Annotated in this window: 17 protein-coding genes; 9 read left to right on the top strand and 8 right to left on the bottom strand. The window is 68.7% G+C overall.

Features of this window, described 5'->3' with window-relative positions; translation table 11 throughout:
* Window positions 1–86 precede the first annotated feature (86 nt).
* Both IF37_RS0114140 and IF37_RS0114135 read left to right on the top strand, forming a co-directional pair.
* Window positions 87–944: an alpha/beta fold hydrolase gene (locus IF37_RS0114140; RefSeq protein WP_030741623.1), complete on the top strand. Its 858-nt coding sequence runs from the start codon at window positions 87–89 to the stop codon at window positions 942–944.
* Between the two features lie 25 nt (window positions 945–969).
* Window positions 970–1,887 (top strand): helix-turn-helix domain-containing protein, encoded by a 918-nt coding sequence (locus tag IF37_RS0114135; RefSeq protein ID WP_030741620.1) that lies wholly within the window; start codon window positions 970–972, stop codon window positions 1,885–1,887.
* Here the strand turns inward: IF37_RS0114135 and IF37_RS0114130 are convergent.
* Complete coding sequence (locus IF37_RS0114130) at window positions 1,869–2,669, bottom strand: GNAT family N-acetyltransferase (RefSeq protein WP_030741618.1); 801 nt, start codon at window positions 2,667–2,669, stop codon at window positions 1,869–1,871. The genes IF37_RS0114135 and IF37_RS0114130 overlap by 19 nt on opposite strands.
* A 561-nt stretch (window positions 2,670–3,230) precedes the next feature.
* On the opposite strand from IF37_RS0114130, the gene IF37_RS0114125 reads away from it, so the two are divergent.
* Window positions 3,231–3,719 (top strand): TetR/AcrR family transcriptional regulator, encoded by a 489-nt coding sequence (locus IF37_RS0114125; RefSeq protein ID WP_030741615.1) that lies wholly within the window; start codon window positions 3,231–3,233, stop codon window positions 3,717–3,719.
* 18 nt (window positions 3,720–3,737) lie between these two features.
* On the opposite strand, the gene IF37_RS0114120 is transcribed toward IF37_RS0114125, so the two are convergent.
* The 4 genes from IF37_RS0114120 to IF37_RS0114105 all read right to left on the bottom strand — a co-directional run bounded on the left by IF37_RS0114120 (window position 3,738) and on the right by IF37_RS0114105 (window position 8,146).
* Window positions 3,738–4,571: a prephenate dehydratase gene (locus IF37_RS0114120; protein ID WP_030741612.1), complete on the bottom strand. Its 834-nt coding sequence runs from the start codon at window positions 4,569–4,571 to the stop codon at window positions 3,738–3,740.
* Between the two features lie 354 nt (window positions 4,572–4,925).
* Window positions 4,926–5,309, bottom strand: a complete 384-nt coding sequence (locus tag IF37_RS0114115) for a DUF6009 family protein (protein ID WP_030741609.1) — start codon at window positions 5,307–5,309, stop codon at window positions 4,926–4,928.
* A gap of 198 nt (window positions 5,310–5,507) precedes the next feature.
* Window positions 5,508–7,061 (bottom strand): phage/plasmid primase, P4 family, encoded by a 1,554-nt coding sequence (locus tag IF37_RS0114110; protein WP_030741607.1) that lies wholly within the window; start codon window positions 7,059–7,061, stop codon window positions 5,508–5,510.
* Window positions 7,058–8,146, bottom strand: coding sequence for a bifunctional DNA primase/polymerase (locus IF37_RS0114105; RefSeq protein WP_079165727.1), 1,089 nt, complete (start codon window positions 8,144–8,146; stop codon window positions 7,058–7,060). Before IF37_RS0114105 ends, IF37_RS0114110 begins: the two co-directional genes overlap by 4 nt.
* Window positions 8,147–9,299: 1,153 nt before the next feature.
* Between IF37_RS0114105 and IF37_RS45740 the strand changes: the two genes are divergently transcribed.
* The 6 genes from IF37_RS45740 (at window position 9,300) to IF37_RS0114065 (ending at window position 14,218) form a co-directional block, all read left to right on the top strand.
* Complete coding sequence (locus tag IF37_RS45740) at window positions 9,300–10,040, top strand: hypothetical protein (protein ID WP_253915760.1); 741 nt, start codon at window positions 9,300–9,302, stop codon at window positions 10,038–10,040.
* 88 nt (window positions 10,041–10,128) lie between these two features.
* Window positions 10,129–10,731, top strand: coding sequence for a YdcF family protein (locus IF37_RS0114085; protein WP_030741598.1), 603 nt, complete (start codon window positions 10,129–10,131; stop codon window positions 10,729–10,731).
* Between the two features lie 1,008 nt (window positions 10,732–11,739).
* Window positions 11,740–12,192 (top strand): MarR family transcriptional regulator, encoded by a 453-nt coding sequence (locus IF37_RS41990; RefSeq protein WP_079165726.1) that lies wholly within the window; start codon window positions 11,740–11,742, stop codon window positions 12,190–12,192.
* Window positions 12,189–12,500, top strand: coding sequence for a replication initiation protein, RepL2 (locus IF37_RS0114075; protein ID WP_030741591.1), 312 nt, complete (start codon window positions 12,189–12,191; stop codon window positions 12,498–12,500). Before IF37_RS41990 ends, IF37_RS0114075 begins: the two co-directional genes overlap by 4 nt.
* Window positions 12,501–12,988: 488 nt before the next feature.
* Window positions 12,989–13,564 (top strand): TerD family protein, encoded by a 576-nt coding sequence (locus IF37_RS0114070; protein ID WP_030741588.1) that lies wholly within the window; start codon window positions 12,989–12,991, stop codon window positions 13,562–13,564.
* Window positions 13,565–13,633: 69 nt separating this feature from the next.
* A complete protein-coding gene (locus IF37_RS0114065; RefSeq protein ID WP_030741586.1) occupies window positions 13,634–14,218 on the top strand; it encodes a TerD family protein in 585 nt (194 codons plus the stop codon).
* A gap of 101 nt (window positions 14,219–14,319) precedes the next feature.
* Here IF37_RS0114065 and IF37_RS0114060 read toward each other — a convergent pair whose 3' ends face one another.
* From IF37_RS0114060 to IF37_RS45225, 3 genes are all read right to left on the bottom strand, one after another.
* Window positions 14,320–14,547 carry a twin-arginine translocase TatA/TatE family subunit gene (locus IF37_RS0114060; protein ID WP_030741583.1) on the bottom strand — a complete coding sequence of 76 codons (228 nt, stop codon included), beginning with the start codon at window positions 14,545–14,547 and terminating at the stop codon, window positions 14,320–14,322.
* Window positions 14,548–14,662: 115 nt separating this feature from the next.
* Window positions 14,663–16,078 (bottom strand): serine/threonine-protein kinase, encoded by a 1,416-nt coding sequence (locus tag IF37_RS44465; RefSeq protein WP_301540329.1) that lies wholly within the window; start codon window positions 16,076–16,078, stop codon window positions 14,663–14,665.
* Window positions 16,079–16,420: 342 nt separating this feature from the next.
* Entirely contained in the window at window positions 16,421–16,906 is a 486-nt protein-coding gene (locus tag IF37_RS45225) for a hypothetical protein (protein ID WP_216725839.1), read from the bottom strand.
* Between the last annotated feature and the right edge of the window lie 103 nt (window positions 16,907–17,009).

Below are 17,009 nucleotides of genomic sequence, written 5' to 3'. Positions count from 1 at the left end.
ACAGATTCATCACCAGTCAGAGCGGTGACTAGGACCGGCGAAGCCGGCCCGTCCCGCTATCGGAAACCTGAGAGGGGTTTTCTGTCGTGAAGAGCACCAAGGGTGGACGCGGGCGAGTCGTGACAGGTGTGGCCGCGGCGGTCACGGGGCTCGCACTCGGCGCGTTCGCCCTCAGCGGCACGGCCAACGGCGCCCCCGAGCAGGCCGAGGCCGCGGCAGCCGCCCGGCACGCCAAGCCGACCGTCGTCCTGGAGCACGGCGCCTTCGCCGACGGTTCCAGCTGGAACGGCGTCATAGCCGAGCTGCGCGCCGACGGCTACCCCGTCATCGCCGCCGCCAACCCGCTGCGCGGCCCCGCCTCCGACGCCGCGGCCCTGCGCACCGTCCTCGACCACGTCAAGGGCCCCAAGATCCTCGTCGGCCACTCCTACGGCGGCAGCGTCATCAGTGCCGCCGCCAACGGCGACCCGCAGGTGAAGGCCCTCGTCTACGTCGCGGCCTTCCTCCCGGCCCCCGGCGAGAGCGCCCTGGAGCTGACCGGCAAGTACCCGGGCTCCACCCTCCCCGACGTCCTCGACCCGGTCACCTACCAGCAGGCTGACGGCACCACCGCCACCGACCTGTACATCCGGCAGGACAAGTTCCACCACCAGTTCGCCGCCGACGTCCCCGCCGGCCAGGCCGCCCTGATGGCCGCCGAGCAGCGGCCCATCGCCCAGGCCGCGCTGGAGGAGAAGGCCACCACCGCCGCCTGGAAGACGAAGCCCAGCTGGGACATCGTCACCACCAAGGACCTCAACATCCCTGTCGCCGTCCAGCGCTACATGGCCAAGCGGGCGCACGCCCACACCACCGAGGTGGCCGCCTCCCACGCCGTCGCCGTCTCCCACCCCCACCTCGTGGCCGGCGTCATCGAGCGGGCCGCCCGCGCCACCGTCCGCTGACCCCGGGGGCCCACGAAGGGACGACATGGCCTCCCACCCCGACCCCCGCGCACTGGGGAACTTCCTCAAGGCCCGCCGGGCACAGCTGGCACCGCGGGAGTGCGGGCTGCCCGAGACGGACACCGCCCGCCGGGTCGCGGGGCTGCGCCGCGAGGAGGTCGCCCGGCTCGCCTCGATCAGCGTCGACTACTACACCCGGCTCGAACAGGGCCGGGTGCGGGCCTCCGCCCCCGTGCTCGCCACCCTGGCCGGTGCCCTGCGCCTCGACGACGACCAGAAGCGCTACGTATACGAACTCGCCGGCCGCAGCGACGCCCAGCCGAGCCGCCGCAGGCCCGCCCAGCGGGTACGGCCGGCCATGCGGCGCCTCCTCGACCAGCTCACCGGCACCCCCGCGCTCGTCCTCGGCCGACGCCTGGACGTCCTCGCCTGGAACCCGGCAGCCACCGCCCTCTACACCGACTTCGGCGCCGTTCCGGCCGGCCGGCGCAACTACCTGCGCCTGCTGTTCACCGACCCGGGGATCAGGGAGCTGCACCAAGAGTGGAGGCACGACGCCCGTGACGCCGTCGCGGCCCTGCGGATGGAGGCCGCGGCCGACCCCGACGATCCCGCACTCGTCCGTCTCGTCGGCGAACTGACCGTGCTGGACTCCGACTTCCGCACCTGGTGGGCCGAGCACCGGGTCAACGGCGCGAGCCACGGCACCAAGCACTACCGCCATCCCCTGGTCGGCGACCTCAGCCTCGACTGCGACACCTGGGCCGACCCCGCCGGCTCCGGGCAGCGCCTGATGGTGCTGACCGCCGAACCCGGCACCCCCGCCCATGACGCCCTGCGCATCCTCACCTCCTGGACCACCGGGCGCGCGGAGCCGGTACCGGAGGAGGTGGAGAGCCGGCGCACGCACCAGGTGTCCCGGGATCAGTCCGCCAGTGCGTAGAAGCCCATCGGGGAGTTGGGCTCGAATCCGATCCTCGGGTACACGGGCGCCCCGGCGGCGGTCGCGTGCAGGGTGGCCCGGGTCAGCCCGGTGGCGCGGGCACCCTCGTACAACGCCTTGCGCGTCACCGCCTCGCCGTACCCCCGGCGCTGGTGCTCCGGCTCGGTGGCGACGAGCACCACGAACAGACGGCCGTCCGCCTCGACGGTCGCGGCGCAGGCGACCGGGTCCCCGTCGCGCAGCGCCAGATAGGCGTACACCTCCCGCTTCCAGAGCGTGGAGCCGGCCAAACCGTCGCGGCCGTCCGCCAACTCGAAGCCGTAGGCCCGGGAGTTGATGTCCGCGTAGGCCAGCAGGTGCGCGTCGGTGGTCACCCGCTCGAAGGTGAGGTCCGGGTGGCGGGGCTCGGGGACGGGCAGCAGGTCACCGGCCATTCCGGTGCCGGGGAAGGCATTGACCAGGCCCGCCCGTCGCGCCGCCTCCTCCAGTGCCGCGCGCGCGTCGTCGGCGAGCAGGTCCTCGAAGAGCCACAGGAAGCCCGGCCGCTCCTTCGACCGCATGATGTCCGCCGCCTGGCCGAGGCGTTCGCCCAGGAGTGCCTCGTCCACCCCGACCTCGTTCAGGGCGATCGCGTTCCAGAAGGCGAAGCGGCAGTCGGCCCAGCGGACGGCGAGACCCGGCAGATCCCGTACGTCCGCTCCCCCGTCCCGGTCGAGCACCATGGCGTGCCAGACCGTGGACAGTTGTGCCACCGATTCGACCGCGGCCCTGAGATCCGTCACGGCAACTCCCTCGTCCTGTCGTGTGTGCGTACGTCGGGTCGTGTGTACGTTGGCCCCGCCCGGTCCAACGACGCTGATTCGCCGCGGTGTTCAGTACCCACGGACGCGGCGGGGCCGCGGGTTCACCCGGGACGGTACGGCAACGGATACCGAGGAGGCATCGCCCGACACGGCGACGGATGCCGTGGGCGGCACGGTGACGGATGGCGAGGTGGCCCCCCGGGTCGGGGCGACCGCCAAGCCCTCCGCTATTACGCCGTAATAGCGACGGCCCCGGCAGAACGCGCCGGTCCCGCACCGCATGGCCGGGCCGGCCGGCGACATCGACACCCCTGGCGGAGCTGATCGCCACCACGGGGACGATCCCAGGCAGCGGTGCGAGCCTTCGAGACCACTACATCCACCACTCACATCCGCCACTCATGCGTTGCACTTACCCGCACTTCCTTCTCGCCTACGGGACGCTACACACCGCAGCTTTCATACACCGTCGCTAGAATGCGTGCGGTGAGAGCCGACGCAGCACGCAATCTGGAAGCCGTCCTGACCACCGCCGCGCACATGCTCGCCGCCGACCCGGGCGCGAGCATCGCGAGCATCGCCGCCGAGGCGGGAGTGGACCGGCGCACCGTCTACCGGCGCTTCGCCTCCCGGGAGGAACTCCTCGCCGCCATCCACACGTCCCGCCTCACGGCCATCGAGCGGGCCATCGAGGACGCCCGGCTGCGCGAGGCACCCGTCGCCGTCGCCCTGCACCGCTACGTCGAGAACATCATCGCCGTCAACCGCACCTGGCCCGTCGACCTCGCCCGTATGCTCACCGACGAGACCGTCCGCGCCCGTCGCGACGCGTCCGTCCGTGAGGTCGACGCCTTCCTGGAACGCGCCACCGACGAGGGCCTGCTGCGCCCCGGACTTCCTCAGGGGTGGGCGAGCGCCCTGCTGCCCCAGCTCATGCACCTGGTCTCCCGGCAGCTGCCCGAACTGAGTCCCGGACAGGCGGCGGACGTCGTCGTCGACACCCTGCTGAACGGCCTCGGCACCTCCTGACACCCGGGCGGGCCCCGGTCAGGCCGTCAGCCGGTGCGGATGCGCGGGGTACACGCCCAGGACGCGCACCTCGGAGGAGAAGAAGCTCAGCTCGTGCAGGGCGAGGGCGACACTCCGGTCGTCGGGGTGACCCTCGATCTCGATGTAGAAACGGCTGGCGTTGAGCCCCGCGCCCATCTGATAGCTCTCGATCTTGGTGAGGTTCACACCGCTGGTGGCGAACCCGCCGAGGGTCTTGTACAGCGCGCTGGGGATGTTGCGCACGCTGAAGAACAGACTCGTCATCGTCGGCTCTCCCGTGGCGGGGGCCGGGGCCGCGTCCCGGGACAGCACGACGAAGCGCGTGGTGTTGTCCGGGTCGTCCTCGACACCGGAGCGCACCACCTGGAGGCCGTGCAGGGCGGCCGCGGCGGGCGGGGCGAGCGCCGCGTGCCGGGGGTCGCCCAGCTCGGCCACCTCGCGCGCCGCCCCGGCCGTGTCGTCACTGACGAGGGTGCGCCAGCCGCCCTCCCGCAGCACCTTGCGGCACTGGCCCAGGGCGTGGACATGGCTACGGACGCACTCCACCTGGTCCAGGGTCGCGCCGGGCACCCCCACCAGGTCGAAACGGATGGCGAGGAAGTACTCCGCGATGATGAACAGCCCTGAGTCGGGCAGCAGGTGGTGCACGTCGGCGACGCGTCCGGCCGCCGAGTTGTCCACCGGGATCACGGCCACGTCCGCAGCGCCGAGGGTCACCGCGTCCAGGGCCTGCTCGAAGCTCGTACAGGGCAGTCCGGCGCTCTCGGGGTACAGAGCGCGGGCGGCGGTCGCGGAGTTTGATCCGGCTTCACCCTGATATGCGGCGATCATTACCGTGTTGCACCTTTCCAGGAGGTCCCGTCGTCGGGCGGCGGAAGCTCCATCGCGTACCGCGCCTCCTGAAGTATCGGTGCGTCCAATGACTCATGGTGCGGCCGCCCGCCTGGTGGACAGATCCCGGCCGGCCGGGGAGCCGGTGCGGCCTACGACCGTCAAGTGACCTATGCCCGTGGTCCCGGGCGGGCGAGAGTATGGGGGCAGTCTCCACCGCAGGGAAGGATCCACCGTCATCGGACCCGCTCTCGCCCGGCACGCGCCGCGCCACCCCAGGCGACTGGCGGGCGTCGCGCTCCACGAAGGTGTTCCGGTGACCGGGGGCCGGGGAGGCCGGCGGAAGGGCCGGCGTCAGGGCGTGGAGGACGCTATGGCCACGGAGCCGCTCTGAGAGCGGGGAGTCTTCGCACCGGGCTTCTTCGGCGCGATCGTACGCGGGTCGACGGCTTCCCCGGGGGCCCCTTCACGGTAGAGACCGTCGGGCAGGCTGTCCCTGTCGTGGGGCAGCAGGAAGAAGACCCGGCGCTTGTACAGCCCGCTGTCGGGGTCCGGAGAGGCGTCCTCGTCCAGCAGCGCGTACCCGACCATGCGCCCGTCGCGGGCGTACGGGGGCTTGGTGTTGCGCCGCCTGGTCTTGTCCAGCGCCTGACGGACGTAGTCGAGCCGTTCGAGGTTCTCCAGCCACACCACCTCGGCCTCGTGGATGAGGTCGCTCTCGGTCAACAGCGAACTCATGGCTGCAGCCTCTCCTTCGTCGGCGTGCTCCCCGGCCATGGGGCATGGCCGGGCATCTGTCCGTCTCGCTCCGGCCCGCTCGTCGCCAGGGGGCGGGCCGCTGCGCGGGGCCACGCGTACGGGGGCCCGCTCACCATCGTAGAGCGCACCATGGAGACGGTGTAGGCCACGTGCGGGAGAGCAGACGTACCGAAGCCGTCACGAGTGCTCCAATAGGGCGATCCCAGGATAATATTTCCGGCCATTTGACTTAATCATGTCGTTGGGCGAGGCGACGCCGACTTCCTGGCGGACGCGGTTGGCGAAGGCCCGCGGCGTCGCGGGGCGGATGCCCTCCCCCGCGTTGCACCACGAGCTGTACTCCGTGTAAAGCAGCCCCTGCTCCACTCGCAGATCCTTCCCGGCTTCCCCGCCGCGTGTGCAGCATTCGGCGAGGAAACGGCCGATGTGGTCCTCGGTGGTGGCGTAGGCCGTCGTGGCGATACGCACCCTGTCCGGACCCTCCAGCGGGTCGCGGGTGCGCAGATAGCGCTGGGCCCCCTCGATGAGCCACTGGAGGATGCCCGGTCCCTCGTCGCGGACGAGTTCGAAGGCCAGGTTGTCGATCCTGCGGTGGGCCGGGACCGTGCGGGTGAACGGCAGCAGGCGGATGCGCCGCCAGAACGCGAAGCCGCCCGTGGAGACCTCAGGACGGTGGTTGCCCAGCAGCCACAGGTGGTGGGTGGGGGTGAACGAGAAGTAGTCCTGCCGCATACGGCGGGCCTTGATCTTGTCGCCGCCCGTCAGCAGCCGCACCCGTGCCTCGTCGAACTTGTCGTTCGGCTTCAGCTCGCTGCACACCACCAGACGGCGCCCATGCAGTTCGGTCAGCTCGGTGGAGTGCTCGGAGAAGGCACCACGATCCATCAGGAAGCCCGGCGGGGCCGCGTCCGCGTAGTCGCCGAGGATCTGGATCATGATGTCCAGCAGCACGGACTTGCCGTTCTTGCCCTCACCGTGCAGGAACGGCAGTACCTGCGCTCCGACGTCACCGGTGATCGAGTAGCCGAGCAGCAGGTGCAGGAAGTCAATCATCTCCCGGCCCTCGTCGTCGTCACCGAAGGTGTCGGCGAGGAACCGGTGCCAGCGCGGGGTCTCCATGCTCTGGGGGGCGACGCTGGTGGCACGGGAGTGGAAGTCACGTGTGGGGTCGGGCTTGCGCACGTGCCCGCTGTACAGGTCGACCACTCCGATCGGGGTGCACAGCGCATACGCGTCCCCGTCGAGCATGTCGGGGTCCACCGACATGTCCGGGGATGCCTTCGCCTGGGTGAGGAGAGCCTTCAGACCGGTGGTGGACAGCGTGCGCCGCTTGTGGTGCGCGAGTTCGCGATCGCTGAAGATCCCCCGCGGGTCGCTGAAGGGCATGTCCTCCGCCATCTCCCCCGCGGCCCACAGGGCTGCCTTCTCCCCTCCCCCGCGCTTCCACCGGTAGCCGTCCCAGGCGAACCAGCCCAGGCCCTCCACGTGCCGGAACTGGTCGCGGTGCATCTGCACGAACAGCCGGGCGTTTCCCCGGTCCGAGAGGGACGGGGGCAGCGACGGGACGGACGAGGCGGCTCCCTGGGCCGAAGCCGGCGCGGAGGCGTTCAGCGGGCCCTGTGCGGGCAGCCGGGCGGGGCCGGGCACCAGGCCCATCGTCTCCAGGTCGAGCATCTGCTGAGCGGCGGCCTGCGGATCGAAACGCGGTGAGCCTTCGGCGCTGCTGCTCATGGACGTCCTTTGAGGTGGAGAGGGCGAACGGACCCTACGGCAAGGGCGTCGTCCACGATCTTTTCATTCCGGGTCTGCTGCCACGGTCGGGCGTAGGAGGCGACACGGACAAGTCGGTCACGAATGGCGGCGTGGTCGAGATGGCCCGCCCCGACGAGTCCACCGGCCGTGTAGGCGGCTCGGTTGAGCTTCTCGGTGAACCCGGTCCCCTCCGGGGCGGCGGCACACTCGGCGACCAGGGCTATCAGGGGATCGAGAAGCTGCTCGGCGGAGGCCGCCGCCCGCCGCTGCCCCCGCACCACCGGAACGGCAACGGCTGGTACGGCAGGACGCTGGGGCTCCACCACATGTCCCGTGCGCCGGAGTTCGCGCCGCAGCCACTCCGGCAGAACGGCCGGACGGCGGGCCGTCCCCTCCGCCCGGTAGACACCCTGCGGCGTACGGGTCCCCGGAGCCACGATATAGCCACCGTCGGCACGTACGTCGACCTGCCAGGCGAGCGCCGTGTGCCTGGCAGAGCCGGTCGAACACCTGTAGACCGTCGATGTGTCGGGGTTCCGGTACCAGACATGCAGACCACCCGAAGGAGTCCGCACCCGCAAGGTGTTCTCGTCCTGCTCGGGCGAGGGCTCGCCACGGTAGGCCGCCAGTAGCGCCAGGGTGTCGAAACCTGAAGCCAGGCCGGCCAGCCCGACCTGGTCGGGAATGACGATGCCGGGCAGGAGCCTCCCCCGGGCCGGGACCGGCGCCTGGTGGGCGTCGATGTCGATCACCACGAGGGCCGCTGGACCGCAGGCCACTCCGACTCCCGCCGTGGGCGTGTGGGCCCACCAGCGCTCCACCAGGTCCGGGTCCGTGGTGGCGGCATGGAACCCGTGGCACGGGCGTCCTGCGGGCAGACAGGGGCACGAGGCGGGTTCATGCCTCCGTCCCGAGCAGGCGGAACAGTTTCCGACGGGGGTCTTACGCCCCGGCGTCAGGGGGTGGACCGGCCAGCCCTGGGCCGCACACCACAACGCGACAGCTCGCGGCGCTCCGGGCGCGGCTCCGGCTGCACTGCGGCTGCTCTCTTCCTGGCGCGGCACGGGAATCGTCCTCGTCACTTCTGTCTGCCCGATCACTTCACACACCTGGCGTGGGTTGGCCGCCAGGGACCGAAGGGACTCTGATGCGAAAAGAGTGTAAGGCCCGCCTGCTGGAAAGGGAGTGTCTGTCCGACCCGCGTGCCGTTCTATCAGTTTCGTGGGTCCCTTGGGTCCCTGAGGAGGGCGCTCTCCTCCCACCCTAGGGGCTGAAGGGACTGAACGGCACAGTGACCTCCGCCTCTCGGGGCGAGGGACCGAACGGGAAGCGCCTGGAAGAGCCGACAACCCTCGGTCCGAGGCGGACGGAGGGACCAAAGGGTCCAGGGACCAAGGCCCAGGGGCTGGAAAATCGGACGGTCCCTGGTACCTGAGAGGGCATCAGTGCAGGTCAGAGACTTGAGGCCAACCAGGGCAGGGACTGTAGGGACTTAACCTCGCAATTATGAGCTGTAGTTGATAGTTGTGTTGTATGCGCACGCGCGTACGAATACATCTCTTCTCTACGTCATAATTGCGCTTTTCAGTCCCTACAGTCCCTATCAGACCCTGTCTTACACCTCTGACCTGCGAAAACACCAGGGACGGAAGCTCAGGGACCGAAAGAACGGCAGTCCCTCGGCCCCTGTGGTCGGGCCCTGTCGGACCCTCAGTCCCTCCGGCCCAAGCCCTTGCCCTGCCTGCATCAGGCTGCCACCGGATCAGGGACCGAAGGGCTTCGGTCCCTTACTCCCGCGAGGGCCAAGGCCCGCCCGTACTCGCCGGCCCCTTCTTCTGGTCCCTGCACAGGAAAGGGACTGAAGGAAGACAGGGGCTGAACTGGTACCGGCATCGGGGAGTCGTGGAGCCGACGCCGAGCCAGGCCGGGCCGCGGACAGGATGTCGTAGTGAGCCTTCCACCGGACTCATGGGTTCCATGCGAGATGCCCCCGCGCAGGCTATTACGCCGTAATAGCTTTGTCGGCCACCGCAGTCCCTCCTCCACCAACCGCCTCTCAACAAGGACTGAGTTGTTTCACAGTCTGTGAAACAAGGTCAGGTGCGGCAGGATGGCGGCATGACAAGACGCGGGCGGAGCCCAGGCCGCTCAACAAAACCGCTGGTCAAAGCCCCTCTGCGGATCGGTCCCCTGGATGCTCCGGCCATCGTCGGTGAGTTGCGCAAGCTGCACGAGGACGCTGAAGATCCGGACGTGGAGCGGATGCCTGCCGATGAAGAACTGTTCGGTGCTCTGCTCTACCTGGAGAAACACGTCCAGGCCCTACGGAAGCAACCGCTCGAAGTGCAGCGCACCGCGACGCTGAAGCGCGTTCAGCTGTGGGAGTACCTGCGTGAGCAGACCGAACTCCACCAAGGACGAGCGGTGGACGATGCCCGCCGCGCCGGAGTTCAGTGGATCGAGCTGGCCCCGGCGTTGGCTGTCGGCGCACCCAGCGCCGCTTACAACAAGGCGAAGCGGTTGAAGGCTGTTCAGCTCACTGACGGAACTCCGGAAGCCCATCCGGTACGTCGGACTCCTGAGGCAGTTCTTGAGGCCGAGCGCCGGCTCGCGCTGGAGCAGGCCGCTGAGCGCCGCGCCCAGGAGGAGGCCCAGCGACGACATGAACTCACGATGCCTGTTGCCAGCCGGTTGCTTGCGCAGCGGGAGTCCTTCGAACTCGATGACGACGCCGACTACTGGCTGGAGGAGATCGAGGCGGTACTCCCCCATTGTGAGACCCCGCTTCAGATGGTGAGCCTCAATCGCTATCTCGACGCTCTCCTGCGGGCCCTGTCCGCACTGGAGAAGCGCACTGGCCGTTCACCCGCACTGACTGAGGAGGCGCATCTGGCTCTGGCCGCCGCGGTGGAACTGCAAGGAGACCAAGGTGCCCGCCTCGAGCCGAACTCGCTGTAGCCCCGCCGACCTATTACGCCGTAATAGCTTCCAGCCTGCCGGTCGGCGTCAGCGGCCCCTGACGGGACGTCACGCCTAAAGTCGCCGCATGCGACGAATCACAGGTCTTGTGTTGGCTGGGGCGGCGGCCCTGGTCTGGGGTGAGTGTTTGAACTGGCGGTGGTCCCACGCTCTCGCGGGAAACAGCGGGGGGTCCACCGAGGCGGTCGTCGTGCTGGGGTACCGGAACCCTCAAGCGACCGCGAACCTCATCAACCGCTGGCGAGTCCGTGCGGGGCTCCGCTCCATCCGCGCGGAGAGAGCGCATGACACTCGCGTGATCTTCAGCGGCGGTGCGCCTGGCGAGGGTAGCGCGGAGGCGCAGTTGATGGCCGACTACGCGACATCGGTGCTCGCGTTCGACGGCACAGTCGTCCTAGAAGACCAAAGCCGGACCACATGGGAGAACATCACGAACGTGATCCCACTGCTCGAAGACGTCGACCGCATCAAGATCGCCTCTCAGCCGGCGCATGCCCTCAAGGCTCGGGCGTACTTGCGACGGCAGCGCCCTGATCTTGCCGAGAGGCTCGTGCGTGCGGATGATTACCGTCCCGGCGAGTGGCTGATCGTCAAACCGCTGCTGGCTCTGTACGGACTCTGGACACTCCGAGGTCTCGGAGCCGACGAGCGCAGGTCACGCCCTAACTGATCGTTTGGCATATAGACGATGTCCGCCAGTTGGTGGTCGTCTTGCAGCTCTGCATCGAGAAGGACGTCGACCTCCTCTTCGGCTGACGTGTAGCTTCGGCGCTTCTGACGCGACCGCAGATACCTCATACGCCCCGGGACCCCGTGTCCGACTGGGCACCTGCCGGCCGATCCATTACGGCGTAATAGCTCCGGGCGAACAGCTTGGCGGCGGAGTCGAAGAGGTCGCCGCCACCACGGGCTCGACCCAACCATTACGCCGTAATAGGTCAGCGTTCCTGCACCTCTACCCGCAGGGGCTCTGCTGCTCGGGCGCGCGCCCCTCCGTTGGGACCCGGTAGTCAACCGCTGCTCGGTTGTGGTCGCTTGCTCAACCTCATTACGTGGTTGCGCCGGGTGGGGGCTGATGGAGGCATACGCGCGCCTGACAGTGCCTGTGCGGGTACGTAGTGGCTGACTTTCCGTGGTGCAGGAGCAGCGGGGGAGGGGGCAGTTCGCGATGGGTGTCACCGCACCGATCACGGGCCTGAGGGGGGTACGGAACCCCGTACGGCGCCCAGCTGTAAGGGGAGAGAGCGTCTCCTTGGAAAGGGCCTCTGACCTGCACAAACAGGGGTAACGACCCAGTCTGTGCGAACTGCCAGGCAGTTCCTGTGACAGCAGAGGCAGATCTGAGGAACCGGGTACCCAGTTCCGTCGATCGTGGCAGTCAGTTCTTCAGGACTGGCACCGCTGTTACAGGGACTGCCAAGCAGTTCTCAGGGACTGCCACCACGTCCAGAGGAACTGAGTACCGCTGTTCTACAGCAGCGGTAGATTGACGTCACGTACATCTCTTATGTGGAGGTGGGCCGGCGTCAAGGGGATCGAGGTGTGCCTCCGCGCGTACGCGACACGGCCGACAGGCGGAGTTGATTGACTTCTTGCTCATGTACGTTAGGTTCATGAAGGCGGCTCAAAGGCCGCCCTCAGAGAACAGCGCGGCAATGACCCATGCACGGAGGGCCTGTTGGGAGCAGCACGCAGACTGGTCGACGCCGACACGGGCGAGCCAGTCGTCTATGCGCCATACGCCTTCTCCGGCAGGCACACCCAGGTGGACAAAGCCAGGGTCGAGGCCATCACGGAGTCGAAGGCCTTCACGCCCAGCCAGAAGTTCCTGGTGCTGTGGTGGATCGGAGTCTCCCCGGAGGGGATGGAACCGCTGAGGGCGACGGGAGCCGACATCGCCAAGAGGGTGGGCATGTCGACCGACGCCGTCGGCAAGATCAACAGAAAGTTGACCAAACACCGCATCTTGGTTGTCCGTGGACGTATCGGGAATTACAACCTCTACCGCATCAGCCCTTACATCGCTTTCCACGGCACGGGCTTGGAGCAGCGTGAAGCGGTGAAATCATGTAATCCACCAGACATCCCGGGCTTCGACGAGAACACGCCAGCACGGTGGGAGGCAAAGTGACCAGCGACGACAGGCAGCAAAACCTCAGATTGCTGGAGGCCACGGCCGGGATGACCGCCAATCAGCGCCTCGTCGTCATGCTCTACGCTCTCCACCCCACTGATCGATCCGGCGCTGTTCTGGAGACGGCCGCCCAGCTGGCCAAGCTGGTCGGCATGGCGCCGCCCGTCTTCTCCAGAACGCGCAAGCAAGTCATCGAGCTGGGATGGCTCGAGCAGACGGAGAAGATCGGTCACATCAAGTACTACCGACTGACCCCGGGGCAGATGGGGGAGCGGGTCGTGGTTCCGTTCCGGCGAGCCACCTGAGATCCACGCTGAGATCGATGCTGAGAGATCCACGCTGAGATCTACGCTCCGCGGATCGCGCTAGATGTACGTCACGTCAATGAGGCGCGATCCGCAGGACGCCCTTGACTGCTCTTCCGATAGCGAGGCCCCGCCAAGGTGCCGGCGTCGCACTTCGATGGACCAGGCATCAGGCATTGCGGACAAGATGCCCAAAGCGCCTGCTATCGCCCCGGTATTCGAACAGTTCGATTCTTCGCTCAGAACGATTCTCCCGTAACCGGCTCCGGAGCGGGGGAGAGGCTTGCGCGCTGAGGGCGGCTCTCGCGGGACCGATATGTCCCTTTCTTGTTTGGGGAGCACACCCCCTTCAGATCTCCGGCGCACCGTCCTCCGTTCTCCCCGCCTCTTCCGTCCTCGCGCCGCCCGACACTTATTTCTACAGTGCTGTAGATTTATTCTGGGGTTCAGGCATGGACCCGAAGCGATCGAGTGCGGAGGTATGAACGATGGGTGTTTCCCTGTCCAAGGGTGGCAATGTGTCGCTGAGCAAGGAGGCCCCGGGCCTGAGTGCTGTCGTGGTCGGGCTGGGCTGGGACGTGCGGACCACCACCGGTGCCGACTTCGACCTCGATGCTTCGGCCCTGTTGCTGAACGCCTCGGGCAAGGTCGTGTCCGACCAGCACTTCGTCTTCTACAACAACCTCACCAGCCCGGACGGATCGGTCGAGCACACCGGTGACAACCTCACGGGTGAGGGCGAGGGCGACGACGAGACCGTCAAGGTGAACCTCGCGGCAGTGCCCGCCGAGGTCGACAAGATCGTCTTCCCCGTGTCGATCCATGACGGTGAGGCCCGCGGCCAGAGCTTCGGGCAGGTGCGCAACGCCTTCATCCGCGTCGTCAACCAGGCCGGTGGCGCCGAACTCGCCCGTTACGACCTGTCGGAGGACGCCTCGACGGAGACCGCCATGGTCTTCGGCGAGCTGTACCGGAACGGCACCGAGTGGAAGTTCCGCGCGGTCGGGCAGGGCTACGCCTCCGGACTGGCGGGCATCGCTGCCGACTTCGGCGTCAACGTCTGATCCGCGAAGCCTGAGAAGTCCGAGAAGTCCGCGAAAGACGCGACCGAGCCACCGAAAGGGAGAGGACCCATGTCGGTCAACCTGACCAAGGGCCAGCAGATCAGCCTGAACAAGTCCGACGGCACCGCGCTGACCGCAGTCCGTATGGGGCTGGGCTGGCAGGCCGCGCAGCGCAAGGGATTCCTGGCCAAGCTGGCCGGCACCCGGGAGATCGACCTGGATGCCTCAGCCCTTCTGTTCGCCGGCGGGCAACTGGCCGACGTGGTCTTCTTCCAACACCTGCTCAGTCAGGACGGATCAGTGCGTCACCTCGGTGACAACCTGACCGGGGGCGCGGGCGCCGGGAGTGACGACGAGGTGATCCTGGTCGACCTCGGCCGGATTCCCGGCCACGTCGACAGCGTCGTCTTCGTCGTCAACTCCTTCACCGGGCAGAGCTTCGCCGAGGTACAGAACGCCTTCTGCCGTCTGGTCGACGAGAACTCCGGCCAGGAGCTGGCCCGTTACACCCTCAGCGGTGGTGGCGCGTACACGGCGCAGATCATGGCGGCGCTCCATCGCAGCAACGGTGGCTGGCAGTTGAAGGCGATCGGTGAACCGGCCGACGGCCGTACCTTCGAGGACCTGCTGCCCGCCATCGCGGCTCATCTGTGATCGAGGCTCATCTGTGACCGGCGCGCCTCGGGGGCGGGCCGGTCACCGGAGTCATCGCACGGACGCGATGACCAATGAGCAACTCGCAGTCCCCGCAGGGCTCATGTGCGCGGTGCGGCTTCGTCCCGGCCGACCACCGAACCGCGGATCACCCGGCCGCCGGTGTCGGATACCGGCGGCGATGAGTCCTGGTCCTTGAGAGCCTTGGCCTCGCTCTTGAAGATCCGGGACGCCTTGCCCGCCGACCGGGTCAGCTCGGGCAGCTTCTTGAACCCGAGGACCACGACGACGACCAGGAGGATCACGGCCAGCTCACTCAAGCCGAACATCAGGTCTGCCCTCCGCTTGGATATCTACAGTGCTGTAGAAGTGTCTCCTGGAACGTGAGCAGCAACAAGTCCTCGCTGGAGGGCCGTATCACGGCGGTGGGCGGGCCGGGTCGCCTCAGCCGTGGTTCTTCCGCTTCGGGTGATGTGCGGGCTTGTTGGCCTTCCCGGGCGGGTTCGGGGCAGCGTGAGAGGTGTGGCGCGGGTGGTCGTCCGTGCCCCGGTGGTGGTGCGGGGTGGGTGTACGGGGTTCGGCCCCGTCCTGCCGGACCGGTGCCCGGTGCGTCGGGATCGCCCGGCCGGACGGGTCCGGACTCAGGGAGACGGGTTCGGCATGGGCTGGGACCACGGAACCGGACGTGTCGGATGTCCTGGACGGGGGCTGGGCACGGTGGGACCCCACGGTGGGCGGGGCTGTGGCGCGCTTGTTCTCTGGAGCCGTGGTGCCGGTGGTCGGATGCCCGGAGGGCGCGGTGGTCGAGGGCGCGTCGGCGTGGTCGTCAGTGCTTTCACTGGTACCCGAGGCGACGGTGAAGGTGGCTCCGAGAGCCACGGAGAGTGCTGCCAGAGCGGTGCCCACGACCAGGCGGCGGTTGGGCCGGGCACTGCTCGGGGGGCCGGACCGGGCGGTGGCCGCCGGCTCCGTCCGTAGGAGCGCTTCCGTTTCCGGGGGAGTGGGGCGGGGCGCCGCCGGACGGTCGACCGTGGAAGGTACCGAGAGCGGCAGAGACAGGGGCAGTGGCTGCGGCTCGTGATCCGCGCTCAGACCGGCGTTCCGGGAGGCGTGCAGGGAGGAGAGGACCTGCGCGCACTGCTCGGCGTCCGGGCGCGCTCCGGGGTCCTGGGCGGTCATGGCTCGCAGCAGGGCCGCCAGGTCCGGGTCGAGCCGGGCGGGGATCGTGGGCGGCCGGTGGAGGCGGGCGATCGCGGCCTCCAACGGGGTCCCCTGGTACTCCAGTTCCCCCTTCAGGCACTCCAGCAGGACCAGGCCGAGCGCATAGACGTCCACGGCCGGTCCGACATGCCTTCCCGCCACCTGTTCGGGCGCCAGATAGGCGGCGGTGCCCGTCAGTACGTCGGATGCGGTGTGGCGGGTGGCGTCCGTCAGACGCGCGATGCCGAAATCGGCCAGGTGGGGATCGTCGGCCGTCCCGAGCAGGACGTTCGAGGGTTTGACGTCGCGGTGCACTATGCCGGCCCGGTGGACGTGGGCGAGCGCTCCCGCGAGGGCGCTGCCCAGGCCGGTGACGCGCCGCTGGGGCAGTGCTCCGTCCGCCAGGAGGCCGCGCAGCGTGGGGCCGTTGACCAGTTGCATGACCAGGTAGGTGCGGTCGTCGTGGCGGCCGGCGTCATAGACGGTGACGAGCCCGGGGTGTTCCAGACGGGCGAGGAGGACGGCTTCCGCGGCGAGACGTTCCTCGGTCCGCGGGTCGGAGCCCGGCCGGAAGACCTTGACGGCGACGGGCCGCCGCAGGCGCGTGTCGGTGCCTTCGTAGACGTCGGCCATGCCTCCCGATCCGATCTTCCCGCTCAACCGGTAGCGGCCGGAGAGGAATTGCCCGGACAGGGCTAGTCCGGACGGGACCTGGACGTGGCTGGACGGGCCCTGGCCAGGCTGTAGACCGGCCGGCGCCGGTGGGGAAGTCGGCGGGGGAGCAGGCGGGGCTGCTGATTGGCGGGCCTTCATCTGGTTCTCCCGTTGCTGTCGCCGCGTACCGGACTCGGCCATGGGCCGTACTGCGCGGCGGGTACCCGAGGTCGTACCGGATATCCGGACGAAGTCGGGTCAGCGGTCCTCCTCCGAGACGTCCCATGCCTGGGACCGCCGGCCCTTCCTCGGGCCGGCGGTCTGTGAAGGGGGCAGCGCGGCCGCGTGCTACTTCTTGGCCGGGGTCACGGGAACGAAAGGCGTGTGGCTGTTCGTCGAGCCCTCGTCGGTCGGGATGGTCGAGACGGAGCATTCCGATGTTCCGACCGGCTCGCTGCCGACGGCCTCAGCCCCGGCCGGCCTGGCGAGCTTGCCTACCTTGATGGCCGTGACGCCCTTGGCGGGCTTGGAGGGCACGGAGGGGTCGGTGGGCACCGAGGGGTCGGTGGGGTCCGAGGGCACGGAGGGGTCGGTGGGCACGGAGGGGTCAGTGGGCTCGGAGGGGTCGGTGGGCGCCCCGTCCCCGACGGGCGTGGCACTCCCGGTGTCCCAGCCCGCGCACACGGAAACCTTGGTGGCGGTCCTTGCCGGGGCGTTGGGCGAAAGGCCGACAGCCGAGGCGGAGGCCGCAGTGCCCAGGGTCAGGATGCCGACCGCCGCGGCGAGCGCGGCGCCTCGGCGCTTCGTGGCGGTCGATGCGGATATGGAGCGCATCACAAGTCTCTCCTCATGCGAAGGGGTTGGCACCGACGGCCACTTGGTCCGTCGGCGTGACCACCGTGGCGTACCGATGCTGAGTCCACGCTGAAGCGGCTGA

The organism is Streptomyces sp. NRRL S-31 (assembly GCF_000718775.1).
Classification (GTDB): Bacteria; Actinomycetota; Actinomycetes; order Streptomycetales; family Streptomycetaceae; genus Streptomyces.
The sequence above is the reverse complement of the archived record's forward strand: the minus strand, read 5'-3'. Positions and strand labels throughout refer to the sequence as shown.